Here is a 12,614-nt window from a genome sequence, read left to right on the forward strand (position 1 = left end):
TCAAAGTCCCTTCTTCTGCCCGGTCTGGCGCGGGGTGAGCGCGGCGAGCACGCCGTCGAAAAGCTCCGCCGGGGCCGGAGGAAGCACATTCTCCATCTCCCGGATCGCATCGTCGATGACACGCGCCGCTTTTTCCTTCGCCTCGACCCGCCGCTGCGGCGTCCACGCCCCGCGCGCCTCGAGGAACCGCTCGAGGCGCGTGATCGGGTCACGTTCGCGCCAGAGCGCCACCTCCTCGGGTGGACGGTACCGGCCAGCATCGTCCGCGGTGGTGTGGTCGGCCATGCGGTAGGTGAGGCATTCGATGAAGGTGGGGCCGCCCCCTCCCCTCGCCTTCTCGACCGCCTCCCGCGTTGCCCGGTACACGGCGAAGACGTCGTTGCCGTCCACCTGCACCCCTTCGAAACCGTAGGCGACCGCCTTCTGGGCAAGGGAGGTGGTGGCGGTCTGCGTCTTTAGCGGTACCGAGATAGCCCACTGGTTGTTCTGGCAGATGAAGACCATGGGGAGTTTGAAGACCCCTGCCATATTCATCCCTTCGTGGAAGTCACCCTTCGAGGTCGCGCCGTCGCCGAAGTAGGTCACTACCACCGCCGGGTCGCGGCGATAGCGGACGGCGAGGGCGGCGCCTACAGCATGGGGTATCTGGCTTGCCACCGCGACGCAGAAGGGAAAGATATTCAGCCCCTCGGGGGCCTTCTGGGCACGCTCGTCGCCGCCCCAGTACTGCAGGAGCTGGGCGATGGGAAAACCGAGGGTGAGGTGCACCCCCATCTCGCGGAAGGAGGGAAAGACCCAGTCGCCCGGAGAAAGGGCGAAGGCGCTTCCCACCTGGGCCGCCTCCTGCCCGAGTATGGGGGGATAGGTGCCGATGCGCCCCTCCCGCTGCAGTGCGACAGCACGCTCGTCGAAGACGCGGGCGAGCAGCATGAGCTCGTACATGCGCCGGATCTCCTCTTCCGACAATTGCGGCATGAGATCCGGGTCCGCTTCCCCGCGCTCGTTCAGCACACCAAGGCGCTTTGTCTCGAATTTTCCGATCGACTCTAACGGCATGATCCACTCTCTTATTAAAATTGGGGCCCGACGAGTATGAGAGTGTAAACGGACACTTGGGGGATGTCAAAAAGGGAGTGGGGAGAGGAAGTTCCAAAAGGGATGGGCTGCAAACGGGAAGTAGCCTTTATCAACGGCCTCACCGCCTCTCTCCCAGAATTCCCGCCCCCGGAGGGGGAGGGCAAGGGAGGGGGAAGCGCAGCAGCTAGGTCAGCCTTCCCCCCTCCCAGCCTCCCCCCTCCGGGGGGAGGTGCACTTCCTCTGTGAGGAGGGTCAGCTCTCGTGCTTTCCCCGCGTGATCCTGCCGTAAAGCACCGGCAGCAGCGCGAAGAGCCCCAAGAGGGCGAAAGAGCCGAGCACGCGGGGGGATGCAACGTCGGAGAGGGAGTTGATGGTGGCAAGGCTCGCCCCGGCGTTCACGAAGACGAAGCCGCCAGGGATGATGCCTATGAAGGTGCCGAGCACGAAGACCCGCAAGGGGAGTCTGGTGAGGCCGGCGGCCAAGTTGATCAGAAAGAAGGGAAAGAGCGGCACAAGACGCAGAAATAAAAGGTAGTTCCAGCCGCGCTCCTCAAGTTCCCGGTTTATCCCCTCCAGACGCGCCCCGAAACGTGAAAGGATCGCGTCGCGCAGCAGGTAGCGCGTGGCGATAAAAGCGAGCGTCGCCCCGATGGTGGCCGCCGCCACTGCGTACACCGTACCGGCGAGCGGGCCGAAGATGGCGCCCGCCGCAAGCGACAGCACCGCCGCGCCGGGAAGCGAGAACGCGGTCTGCAGGATGTAGATCGTCATGAAAAGTGCGACGGCGCCGACGGTATGGGAGGCGTAGTAGTCTACCAGCAACTGGCGGTTCGCCTTGAGGGCCGCGAGGGTCAGGAAGCGCTGCAGGTCGAAGTAAAAGAATAGGGCCACCGCCACGCAAGCGGTGAGAACGATGAGGATCTTTTTCGGGTTCATGAGGAATTAGGCTCCCAGTCGGCTTGGCAACATGCGATTTCTAGCATACAAACCGCGCCGGGCGTTACCATTTTCTTCGCCAGGAGAGCCAGGCACGCAGGAGCCGCTGTACCAGGGGGGTGAGCCAGCGGCGCTGGTGGAGGTCGGCGAGCTTTTTAAGCACTTCGGCCTGGGTGGGATAGGGGTGGATGGTGTTGCCGATGGCGGTAAGTCCGAGACCAGAGGAGATGGCCAGGGCGACCTCGCCGATCATCTCCCCGGCGTGCCGCGCCACGATGGTCGCGCCGAGGATGGTATCGCCCCCCTTTTTCAGGTGCACCCGTGCGAACCCTTCCTCTTCGCCGTCCAAAACCGCCCGGTCCACATCGGCAAGCGGGATAGTGAGGGTGTCCATCGCCACGCCGCGAAAAAGGGCGTCCGCCTCGGTTAACCCCACGTGCGCCACCTCCGGATCGGTATAGGTGCACCACGGGACGGTGAGGGCGGAGTTGCGGCGCCGTCCCATGAAGAGCGCGTTTGCGATGACGATGCGCGCCTGGGCGTCGGCCGTGTGGGTGAACCTGAGGCGGGAGCAGACGTCCCCGGCGGCGTAGATGCGCGGGTTGGAGGTGCGCAGCGTGTCGTCCACCTGCACCCCCTCCCGGTCGTAGCCGACCCCGGCGAGATCGAGCCCCATCCCCTCGACGTTGGGGGCGCGCCCCGCACCGACCAGGATCGCGTCCACCTCGAGCGCGAAGGGACGCCCCGCACGCTCCAGATGCAGGACCTTCCCGCTCGCCCGTGCCTCGACCGAGGTGACCCCGGTCTCAAGGTGCACCTCGATCTCCTCGCGCAGGAAAGCCCGGAGCATCAGTGAGGAGGCGTCGGCATCGTCTCTTGGGAGGAGCCGCCTGCCGTGCTCTATCAGATGCACCCGCGCGCCAAAGCGGGCAAAGCCCTGGGCGAGCTCGCAGCCTATCGGGCCGCCCCCGATTACCGCCAGCCGCCGCGGCATCTCGGTGAGCGAGAAGACGGTCTCGTTGGTGAGGTAGCCCGCCTCGGCGAGCCCCGGTATGGCCGGGGCCGCGGCCCTGGCACCGGTGCAGACGGCGGCTCTCGCGAAGAAAAGCGTCGCGCCGGCGACCTCGATGCGGTCCGCTCCGGTGAAGCGTCCTCCCCCGAAGAAGACGTCCACGCCCAGCTCGTCCCTAAAGCGCCTGGCGGCGTCATGCCCGCTGAGCCCCGCCCTTAAGGTGCGCATTCGCGCCATGGCCGCGCTGAAGTCCCCGACGGTCCCCTCTCCCCCGGTCACGCCGAAGCGCGCGCCGAAGCGGGCGTCGAAGGCGGCGCGCGCGCCTCTCAAGAACCCCTTGGAGGGGACGCAGCCGACGTTCAGGCAGTCCCCACCCATGAAACCGCGCTCGATGAGGGCGACCTTCCCCCCCAGGGCGGCCGCACCCGCGGCGCAGACAAGACCGGCGGTGCCGGCACCTATGACGACCAGGTTGTAGCGCCCGGCAGGCTCGGGGTTCACCCAGTCCGCTGGATGTACGTTGTCGGCGAGCAGACGATTTTCCTCTGTATCGGGTTTCGACCCGTGCCGCGTGCTCATACCTTTTCCCCTCGCTGGCTCAGCGCCCTCTTCTGCAGGAACTCCCGATAAAACCGAAACAATGTGCCGCTTCGCATGAAGCTTCGCTTCGATAATTCCCGGTGCAGTTTTCCCATAATTACCTTATCATTTTCCTCAGAATGACGAAGTTATACAAGGAGCCTTTTCCCACCCTGCTGCCAGCGAGTGTGCCGACGACACTGACCGGCAGCGTAAGCCAAAGCCCCCCCGGGCTGAGAGCACGGAGGAACCCATGAGCGGTGCAGTTTCAGACACCAAAAGCTCCGGGAACAGTTCCGATAGCAGAAATGAGGCAAAAAGGATGAGCTTCAAGGCGAACCACCTGCCGCGTAAGGCACTCGCCGCTGAATTGGAGCTTTACAACGACCTCTACGAGTCCACCCCCATCGCCCACTTCACCCTGGACCGCTTCGGCGTGGTCCGCGGCACGAACCAGACGGGCGCCGACCTCCTTTGCACAGAGAGGGAAACCCTTCTGGGTCGCAACTTCGAGGACTTGGTCGACGACTCCTCGCGCCCTACCATCGCTTCCCTTTTAAGCAGGCTATCCGGTGCAGACGCCCGGGCAAGCTGCGAGGTGAGCCTCCTCGTGGAGGGTGCCCAGGCGCCGCGGGTGCGCATCGAGGCTCGTTCCTGCCGCGAAGGGTGGGAGTACCGGCTGGCCCTTGTGGACATCACGGAGAGCAGGCGGGCCGCCGAGGCGCTCCAAGTTTCCGAGGCGCGCTACCGCGGGCTGTTCGAGGCCGCCAAGGACGGCATCATGATCGTTGATGCGGCCAGCGGCGAGATCACCGACGTGAACCCCTCCATGATCCGCATGCTCGTGTGCGGCAGGGAGCAGCTCGTCGGGCACAAGCTGTGGAACGTCCCCTCCCTGAGCGCCATCGCCGCCGACCAGGCCGAGTTCGCCATGCTGCACTACAACGATTTCATGCACAACATCGACCAGCGCCTGGAAACCCACGACGGGCGCAGCATCGCGGTCGAGGTGATCAGCAACAGCTACCGCGTCAACGAGACCACCGTGCTGCAGTTCAACATCCGCGACATCACCATCAGGAAGAACGCGGAGGACGCTCTGCTCAAGAGCGAAGAGCAGTGCCGCACCATCGTAAGCAACATAAATGAGTACGTCTACAGCGTCCGCTTCGAAAACGGCGACATCAAATCTGTCTACCACAGCCCCAAATGTCTGGACATCACAGGCTACACCCCCGAGGAGTACTACAAGGACCCGCTTTTGTGGTTCACCATGATCCACGAAGAGGACAGGAACCAGGTGGTGCAGTTCCTGAACAGCATCTTCGCCGGCGAGGACCAGGAACCGATCCGGCACCGCATCGTGCACAAGGACGGCTCGGTGCGCTGGATCCTTAACAACTGCGCCGTGCAGCGGGCCAGGAGAGGGGAAAAGGTCAGCATCTCCCGTCTGGACGGCTTCATCCTCGACATCACCGACATCAAAAGAGCCGAGGAGAACATCTTCTTCCTGGCGCACCACGACCCGCTCACAAAGCTACCCAACCGCAGCACTCTCTACGCCAAGATCGAGCAGGTCATCTCGGTCGCGCTGAGGAACAGGCGCAACGTAGCACTTTTGTTTCTCGACATCGACGGGTTCAAGCAGATCAACGACTCGATGGGGCACGACGTGGGGGACCGGCTGCTGCAGACCGTGGCGCGAAAACTAAGCGACTGCACCCGCTCCTGCGACGTGGTGGCGCGGCTTGGAGGGGACGAGTTCGTCGTTGTACTTTGGGACTGCGGCGTCACCGAAACCACGCTGGTCGCCGAGAAGATCATCAACGCAGGGTTCCCGCTGCAGGGGACCAACATCATGGTCACCCCGAGCATCGGCATCAGCATCTTCCCGGAGGACGGCAAGGACTACCTCGCCCTTTTGAAGCACGCCGACATCGCCATGTACCACGCCAAGAAGACGGGTGGGAACAATTTCCAGTTCTTCACCCCGCGCCTGAACCAAATGGCCCACGAGCGGTTCGCCGTGGAGGCGGAGCTGCGCCGGGCGCTCGAGCACGAGGAGTTCGTGCTGCACTACCAGCCGAAGGTAGACCTGGTCACCGGGCACTTCAGCGGCATGGAGGCGCTGATCCGCTGGCAGCACCCGGTGCGCGGCCTCATCATGCCCGAGGAGTTCATCACCATCGCCGAGGAGAGCGGCCTTTTACATCAGATCAGCAAGTGGATCATCCCGACGGTCTGCCGTCAGATCCAGCAGTGGCAGCAACAGGGGATCGGCAAGATCTCCGCGGCGGTCAACCTCTCGGCGAGCTTCTTCCAGCATCGCGATTTCGAGGAGACCGTCGAGGCGTCCCTTCTCGAGACCGGCATCCCGCCGGAATGCCTGGAACTCGAGCTCACCGAGGCGACCATCATGAGCGACCCGCAACGTGTCCTCGGGAGCATGGCGGCGATGAAGGCGCTCGGGCTGCAGCTCTCCATAGACGACTTCGGCATCGGCTACTCGAGCCTCAGCTATTTGAAGAAACTTCCTGTGGACAAGCTGAAGATCGACCAGTCCTTCATCAGGAACATCGCCCGGGACCAGGACAATGCCGCCGTCGTACGCGCGGTGATCTCGATCGGCCGCAGCATGCAGCTCAAGGTGATCGCGGAGGGGGTCGAAAACGCTTCCCAGCTAGCCTGGCTGCAGGCCGAGGGGAGCGAAGAGGCGCAGGGGTATTACTTCAGCCGCCCGCTGCCGGTACCCAAGATGACGGCGCTTCTGAAGCAGAACGCGAACTTCCTCCACAACCCGCGCGGCCGGGAACAGTTGAAGCAGCATTAAACGGCAAGAGGCCGGCAGGGTGATCCCCGCCGGCCTCTTTTTTCCCTTCCGGCACACCTGATCGGTACCGGCCTAATCCTCGTCCTCTTCGCCCCCGCTATCCTCTTCGTCATCGCTCCCCTGCATGGAAGGTGGGGCAGACGGAAGCATCCGCATCATCTCCTCGTGGTTACGCTCCATCTCCTCGGTCATCTCGGCACGTTGCTGCGCCATCCGCCTGACCGTCTCCACCACGAGGTCGAGCTTCTTGTCGGCCGGAGCCTGGTCGAGTTCCTGCAGGAGCTCCTCGAGGTCCTCGTCCTGCTCCTTCGCCCTATCCAGCATCCTTTCCATCATCATGCCGTGCATGCCGGGGGCACCGCCACGCGGCCCCATCCCCTGGGGGGAGCGGCCCGGCATCAGGCCGCAACCGGCCTGGCGATAACCGGCCATGAGCGGTTCGAGATGGCTCTTCACCTGGGCCGCATCGATACGGTCGGCGCGCACCAGATCCTCCAACGCCCTCAGGTGCATCTTTACCTCGATCAGGTGCTGTTCCATCATCTTCTGCCGCTGCGGCGGAAACTGCATGCCGGCGCGGTATTTTTCCATCTCTTCCACGCTGCGCCGCATCTCCGCGACGGCAACCCGCGCGAGCTGCGGTGCCACGGGCGCCCCCGCATCGGCGGTGGCATAGAGCATCTGGGCGAAGTTGGCCACGTTCCTGTGGTAGGCCATCATCAGCAGGTGCTCTGGAGTACGCGTCATCTCCCGCCGCATCGAGCCTTTCATGATGTAGCCCGGCGACCCGGGCACCGCATCTTTCATCTGGGGCATATCCGCGTAGGCCGGGGCGGGTTTGTCGGCGGCAAAGGCCGGCAGGGTTGCAAGGAGAAGAACTGCTACAGCTGCTGACATGCGTTTCACGGTTGGTCCTCCTTTCAAGAAAAAGCCGGGATGACCCGGCTCAATGGACATCGATGACGGTGGTTAAAACTGTCACAGTGGCCGTTTCTTCTGGATCAGGTTCAGTATAACAAGTATCCCGGCAATCCCAAGCAGCAGATGGAGGTATCCGCCGAAGGTATAGTGGGTCACCAGTCCGATCAGCCACACAACGAGCAATACCACGATGATTGCCTTGAGCATGTCCACCTCCGCCGGAAAGCTTCCGGCACGCCCTTTCAAGGGGCGCCAGCCGCTGTTACTTCCCTACCCTCAGCCTGGTGAGATTTTCCATCAGGCCGAAGACGTTCAAAAGCCAAAGGACGACGACGATGACGACGACGGCGTTGAGAATGGACTTGATCGACGCAGCCATGGGGATGTAGGTATTGACGAGCCAAAGCAGAACGCCGACCACGATGAGAACGAGCAGCACGTGCACCAAGGGCATGACGAACACCTCCTCTTTCGGTCCGGCTGACCTTCTCCCTTTGCAGGGCATCCCAGATCGCCAGCAGAGCGACCGCAGCCACCGCCGCCCCGGGGAGAGCGGCGGCCAGCGCCCCGGCACTGTTTCCACCCGGTGGCAGGCCAGGTGTGGCGCTATTTCTCCAGATCCTTCTCCGCCTTACCGACATCTTTCTGAATCTTGCCGGTTATCTTCTCCCCCCTGCCTTGATGCTCCATGGAGACATTACGGGTGGTCTTTCCGACCGTTTCCTTTGCTTGACCCTTCAGTTCCTGCAGTTTTCCTTTGCTCTGGTCTTTCGTGCTCGCTTTCATGGTGTACCTCCTGAGCGATACCTCTTGGCCGGAAGATGCTGGCTAGTCAGTGACTGCGGTCGCTCTGCTGGCGATCGACGCGCCGGCGGCTGTGGAATCGCGCCAAGGCAACATTAAACAACGCCAATCAAACCCGACAAAGTGTATAGTGCCGACTTTTGCTGTCAAGCGGGAGCAAGGGGTGAAAAGCGGAGCAGCCGGCAGTGCCGGCTCATTCCTGAAAGGAAGACGGGGAGGTTACTTCTTCTTTTTTTGGGAAACGGCAAATTTGGCGTGGTGCGGGTGACGGCACAGGAACTGATGTCCGAAGGCGAGCGCATGCTCACAGAAACGGTTCTTCACAAGGCAGATAGAGAAGCCGTCAACGAGCGCATTGGTGCGGCAAGTTGTGCGACACTCCTCCAAGGCTTCGTCATCGGCAGCCTGGCTTGTGTCCTTTTCCTTTTCCTGTTCCTGATCGGGCATGCTTCACTCCTGGCACAGTGACGGCTAAGCCATGACAAAACCAGTATTAAGTGAAGCGCCCGTACAAATAAATAGGTCAATAAGCAGTGAAGGATGCCAGTACTCACATCATCACTTCAACGAGGTCAACCCCTGCCTTACCGCGTACTTGGTGAGTTCCGCTATGCTGAAGAGGTCGAGCTTCTTCATGATGCTGTGCCGCTGGTTCTCCACCGTCTTTACGCTTACGCCGAAGGCGAAGGCGATCTCCTTCGCGTTGCTGCCGTTGGCGATCAGTTGCAGGATCTCCCTTTCGCGCGCGGAGAGGTTCTCATAGGTAGCGGGCACCTCGTCCGGAATGCGCTGCAGGTACTCCTTGATGAGGAGGGTGGTCACCCTCGGGGGGAGGTAGGTCTCCCCGGCAGCGACAGCCCTTATCGCGCTCGCCAGTTCGGCGAAAGCCGCATCCTTGAGGACATAGCCGTTTGCACCCGCCTTCAGAACCTCCACCACAAAACGGCGGTCGGACTCCATGGAGAGCGCCAGCACCTTCACCTCGGGGCACTCGGCCATGATGCTGCGCGTGGCGTCGATGCCGTTCACGTCGGGCATGGATATGTCCATCACGATAACGTCGGGGCGCTCCTTGCGCGTCAGGCTGATAGCCTCGGCGCCGGTCCCGGCTTCCGCGCTCACCATCATATCCTCTTCCTTGTCGATCAATGCGCGCAGCCCCTGCCGGACGATTACATGGTCATCAGCGATCAAAATCTTCATCTTCATTTCTCTCCTCCTCTAAAAACCGTCAAGCGGCACCGTAACCGTGGCCAGTGTCCCGCCGGCAGCTTTGCCCACGATGGAAAAGGCCCCTCCCAGGTGTTCTATTTTCTGCCTTACGTTCAAAAGCCCAAAGCCGCCTTCTCTGGTTGCGCCCTTCGTGGCCGCGTCCCCATTCAGCCCGACGCCATCGTCGTCCACCTGGACCACTAGGAAACCGTTGGAACGCAGGAGCGCAACGCGACACTGCATGGTACCGGCATGCTTCGCGACGTTGAGCATGAGTTCCCTGACCGCCTGGAACACCGTCGAGCGGATCTCGTAGCGCAGGGTTTTCTCCTTGCCGTCGTCGCTGAATTCGACCTGCAGCCCGAAGTCGGCATAGAGCTCTTCGCCCAGCCAGCGTAGCGCCGCTTCGAGCCCCGCGCTCGCCAGAAGCGGGGGTCTCAGCTGGAAGGTGAGCGACCTGATGTCCTGCAGGGTCTGCTCGATGAGCCCACCGATCCCCTCAGCCTCGGACTCGCATTCCCCGGTTGGCACGTTGCTCGCGAGGGCGTCGAGCTTGATCTTCGCCAGAATGAGCCGCTGCCCCACCTGATCGTGCAGCTCGCTTGCGATGCGGTCGCGCTCCCGCTCCTCGGCCATGGCGAGATCGAGCGCCATATCCTGAAGTTTTTGTTGCTGGGTGAGGAGCTCGACCTCAATCTTCTTCCTGATCTTTATCTCTTGCAGCAGGTGCTTGTTGGTGAGCTGCAGTTTCGCGGTGCGCTGATGCACCTCTTCCTCGAGCTGCTGGCGCGCCCCGGCCATGACCTCCTCGGCCGCCTTGCGTTCCGTGATGTCCAGCACCACCCCCATGAGACCGGTCACCTCCCCTCCCGTGGAGAGGATCGGCTGGTAGTTCGCCAGCCAGTGGCGCGGCTGTTTTTGGGAGGCGTCTGCCCTTCCATGCAACTCGACGTTCCGGATGCACTCGCCCCGCTCGAAGACCGGCCGCCAGATTTCCTTGAGCTGGGTGGTGATCTCCGGCGAGAGCACCTCGTCGATGGTGCGCCCCACGTGTTCGCAGATGCTCTTGCAGTTCATCTCGGCCAGGCGCTCGTTAAGGCGCAGGAACCTGAGGTCCCGGTCCACCACGAAGAGACCGACCGGGGTGTGCGTGTAGACGTTGGCCAGTTCCTGCAACTGCATCCGGTAGCGCTGCTCGCTGTCGTGCAGCGCCTTCGTGTAATCCTGCACTTGCTGCGTCACACTATTGAAGACCCGGCTCATCTCAGCCAGTTCGTCCGTCCCCTCCGCGACAATGCGGTGGTCCAGGTTCCCCGCGGCGACTTGGTCGGCGGCCTCCTTGACCGCCATCATGCGACGGTGCAGCACGGCGTTCAGGTAAACAGAGTTCACGATGGTCCCGAGCGCCATGAGGAACACCAGCACCAGAGTCAGGGTGATCATCCGCTGCGTGGCCTGTTCGAACCTCTCGCGGGCCGACTTCTGCAGATTCACCGCTTCCTGCTGCAGCGCTGAGTCCTTGAGCATGATCTGGCTGTACAGACGGCCCGCGAACTCGTCGTGGTGCACGAAGGCGGGATCGACGCCGGGAACCCCCCGCATCCGCTCAGCCAGGCGCCGCGATATGATCTGCGATTCAGCGAGGTCGCGCGTCAACCGCTTCATCGCCTCACGCGACTCGTTGTCGCCGAACTCCCGATGCCCCACATCTACCAGGTGCGCGGTCTTCTCCGTGAGCGAGAACCACTGTAGCCTCGCCCGCTCGACGCCGTACAGGAAGTACTCATCGCGCATCGTGGCACGCTGGAACACCACCGATTGAATACGGTCGGCCAGGGCGTGTTTCTCGCCGGCCATGTTCAGCTCCCTGCTCGTCCACGCGAGCAGCGAGGCCACGACCAGCAACAGCGTGAGGGACAGGAACGCGCTTACTTTGAGCCTGCGGGCAAAGGTCACGGTCTGAGCACCTGCGGGTCCACGGCTTCCGGTTTTACCGACAGCAGCGGGCGCGGATCAATGACTTCCAGGAAGTTCGGCATCTGGACGTTGCGCGCCAGGCGGTGCTTCGCCGCCCAGCGGGTTTCCTCCTCGAGCGCCAGGAGCAGGGCGTGATCCAGGGTCACGGTGCATGAGCCTTCCTCCCACAACTCGGCAACCAGTGCCGGTGGGAGCTTAAAGTCCGCAAAGACGATCGCCTGAGCCTCCTGCGGGTGACGCGCCGCGAACTCTTCGGCCCGCAGCAGGGCACGCAGCATACGCCGCATCGCCTCCTGGTTGCCGTTCACATACGAGGCGTGCCCTGCAATAACGAAGGTTTCCGTATAGATGTGAGGGTCGCTCAGCTCCACCCCTTCAGCCCCCATCCTCTCGGCGATGATCTTGCCAGTGGGGTTCCAGGTGGAGATCGCATCCACCTTCCCCGAAAGAAGGGCCTCCTGCATCTGTTCCGGGGCCAGGTCAACCGGCGTCACATCATCCATCGTCAGGTGATTGGCGGTCAGGAAAGAGGAGAGGAATATGTGAGTGGTAGTTCCCTGAGTGAAACCGATGCGCTTGTTCCTTAGGTCTCCGGGGGCGGAAATGCCGCTTTTTCTGCGTGCGACGATGCCGTTTTTCTTGTTCGAGGTATAGATGCTGCCGATTACGGAGAGCTTCTGTCCACCGAGGATGGCAAACAGGAGCGGAGTTTCGGCGGTGGTGGCGAGGTCCGCCTTCCCATCCAGCACCGCCTGCAGCGCCGCCTTGCCGTAGCCGCAGGGCTGCACCTGGACGTCAAGCCCCGCCTCTTTGAAGAACCCCTTGGCGACGGCAACCTGCACCAGCGAGCAGTCGTGCAAACTTACATAGGCCAGGCGCAAGGGAATGGGCGGACCTGCCTCGAGCGGGCGCTGACCATTGCAGCCTAAAACAAGCAGACACAGTGTCAGAATCAGCGCTACTCTCAGTATCCACTCCTAATGATCGGCGTATGCTTACACGACGGCAGGGAAGCCCCGCATTCTTTCACAGGACTCGGCCGCAATGGGTCCGCACGGCCACAAACACGCCAAAGCCCCGCAAACTACGGGTGAATAATATGACGAGTAGCTAACAAAGTGCAATTAATTTTAGCACTTCCCGCACCAAATACTGCAAATTGCATAAAATAGCGTAGCTGAACAAGAAAGGGGCAGGCCAAAGCCCGCCCCTTCCGTGCGTACTGACAGTATCAAAGGATGTTTTCATAAGCTGTGACAGTCCAAC

At 62.2% G+C, this 12,614-nt stretch carries 12 protein-coding genes; 1 reads left to right on the top strand and 11 read right to left on the bottom strand.

Annotated features, from left to right (window positions below; genetic code table 11):
- The 3 genes from pdhA to E4633_RS01585 all read right to left on the bottom strand — a co-directional run bounded on the left by pdhA (nucleotide 1) and on the right by E4633_RS01585 (nucleotide 3,604).
- Nucleotides 1–1,056 carry a pyruvate dehydrogenase (acetyl-transferring) E1 component subunit alpha gene (pdhA, locus tag E4633_RS01575; protein WP_135868521.1) on the bottom strand — a complete coding sequence of 352 codons (1,056 nt, stop codon included), beginning with the start codon at nucleotides 1,054–1,056 and terminating at the stop codon, nucleotides 1–3.
- 273 nt (nucleotides 1,057–1,329) lie between these two features.
- Nucleotides 1,330–2,013 (bottom strand): TVP38/TMEM64 family protein, encoded by a 684-nt coding sequence (locus E4633_RS01580; protein WP_135868522.1) that lies wholly within the window; start codon nucleotides 2,011–2,013, stop codon nucleotides 1,330–1,332.
- 64 nt (nucleotides 2,014–2,077) lie between these two features.
- Nucleotides 2,078–3,604, bottom strand: a complete 1,527-nt coding sequence (locus E4633_RS01585; protein ID WP_135868523.1) for a mercuric reductase — start codon at nucleotides 3,602–3,604, stop codon at nucleotides 2,078–2,080.
- 253 nt (nucleotides 3,605–3,857) lie between these two features.
- On the opposite strand from E4633_RS01585, the gene E4633_RS01590 reads away from it, so the two are divergent.
- Nucleotides 3,858–6,434: a sensor domain-containing protein gene (locus E4633_RS01590; RefSeq protein WP_135868524.1), complete on the top strand. Its 2,577-nt coding sequence runs from the start codon at nucleotides 3,858–3,860 to the stop codon at nucleotides 6,432–6,434.
- A 72-nt stretch (nucleotides 6,435–6,506) separates the two neighbouring features.
- On the opposite strand, the gene E4633_RS01595 is transcribed toward E4633_RS01590, so the two are convergent.
- The 8 genes from E4633_RS01595 to E4633_RS01630 form a co-directional block, all read right to left on the bottom strand.
- Nucleotides 6,507–7,331, bottom strand: a complete 825-nt coding sequence (locus E4633_RS01595) for a hypothetical protein (protein WP_407925449.1) — start codon at nucleotides 7,329–7,331, stop codon at nucleotides 6,507–6,509.
- Nucleotides 7,332–7,412: 81 nt separating this feature from the next.
- Nucleotides 7,413–7,562 (bottom strand): lmo0937 family membrane protein, encoded by a 150-nt coding sequence (locus tag E4633_RS01600; protein ID WP_135868526.1) that lies wholly within the window; start codon nucleotides 7,560–7,562, stop codon nucleotides 7,413–7,415.
- A gap of 55 nt (nucleotides 7,563–7,617) precedes the next feature.
- A complete protein-coding gene (locus E4633_RS01605; RefSeq protein ID WP_135868527.1) occupies nucleotides 7,618–7,809 on the bottom strand; it encodes a Thivi_2564 family membrane protein in 192 nt (63 codons plus the stop codon).
- A 152-nt stretch (nucleotides 7,810–7,961) separates the two neighbouring features.
- On the bottom strand, nucleotides 7,962–8,141 hold the full coding sequence (locus tag E4633_RS01610; RefSeq protein WP_129127382.1) for a CsbD family protein: 180 nt from the start codon (nucleotides 8,139–8,141) through the stop codon (nucleotides 7,962–7,964).
- 237 nt (nucleotides 8,142–8,378) lie between these two features.
- Nucleotides 8,379–8,606, bottom strand: a complete 228-nt coding sequence (locus E4633_RS01615; protein ID WP_135868528.1) for a hypothetical protein — start codon at nucleotides 8,604–8,606, stop codon at nucleotides 8,379–8,381.
- 111 nt (nucleotides 8,607–8,717) lie between these two features.
- Nucleotides 8,718–9,368: a response regulator transcription factor gene (locus E4633_RS01620; protein ID WP_135868529.1), complete on the bottom strand. Its 651-nt coding sequence runs from the start codon at nucleotides 9,366–9,368 to the stop codon at nucleotides 8,718–8,720.
- A gap of 12 nt (nucleotides 9,369–9,380) precedes the next feature.
- Nucleotides 9,381–11,327, bottom strand: a complete 1,947-nt coding sequence (locus E4633_RS01625) for a sensor histidine kinase (protein WP_135868530.1) — start codon at nucleotides 11,325–11,327, stop codon at nucleotides 9,381–9,383.
- Nucleotides 11,324–12,319, bottom strand: a complete 996-nt coding sequence (locus E4633_RS01630; protein ID WP_135868531.1) for an ABC transporter substrate-binding protein — start codon at nucleotides 12,317–12,319, stop codon at nucleotides 11,324–11,326. Before E4633_RS01630 ends, E4633_RS01625 begins: the two co-directional genes overlap by 4 nt.
- Nucleotides 12,320–12,614 lie beyond the last annotated feature (295 nt).

The organism is Geomonas terrae (assembly GCF_004791675.1).
Lineage (GTDB): Bacteria > Desulfobacterota > Desulfuromonadia > Geobacterales > Geobacteraceae > Geomonas > Geomonas edaphica.

Excerpts from the sequence above, each read along its gene's own strand:
- E4633_RS01620 (WP_135868529.1), bottom strand. The coding sequence starts at position 9,368 with ATGAAGATGAAGATTTTGATCGCTGATGACCATGTAATCGTCCGGCAG.
- E4633_RS01615 (WP_135868528.1), bottom strand. The coding sequence starts at position 8,606 with ATGCCCGATCAGGAACAGGAAAAGGAAAAGGACACAAGCCAGGCTGCC.
- E4633_RS01585 (WP_135868523.1), bottom strand. The coding sequence starts at position 3,604 with ATGAGCACGCGGCACGGGTCGAAACCCGATACAGAGGAAAATCGTCTG.
- E4633_RS01590 (WP_135868524.1), top strand. The coding sequence starts at position 3,858 with ATGAGCGGTGCAGTTTCAGACACCAAAAGCTCCGGGAACAGTTCCGAT.
- E4633_RS01595 (WP_407925449.1), bottom strand. The coding sequence starts at position 7,331 with ATGTCAGCAGCTGTAGCAGTTCTTCTCCTTGCAACCCTGCCGGCCTTT.
- pdhA (WP_135868521.1), bottom strand. The coding sequence starts at position 1,056 with ATGCCGTTAGAGTCGATCGGAAAATTCGAGACAAAGCGCCTTGGTGTG.
- E4633_RS01605 (WP_135868527.1), bottom strand. The coding sequence starts at position 7,809 with ATGCCCTTGGTGCACGTGCTGCTCGTTCTCATCGTGGTCGGCGTTCTG.
- E4633_RS01580 (WP_135868522.1), bottom strand. The coding sequence starts at position 2,013 with ATGAACCCGAAAAAGATCCTCATCGTTCTCACCGCTTGCGTGGCGGTG.
- E4633_RS01610 (WP_129127382.1), bottom strand. The coding sequence starts at position 8,141 with ATGAAAGCGAGCACGAAAGACCAGAGCAAAGGAAAACTGCAGGAACTG.
- E4633_RS01600 (WP_135868526.1), bottom strand. The coding sequence starts at position 7,562 with ATGCTCAAGGCAATCATCGTGGTATTGCTCGTTGTGTGGCTGATCGGA.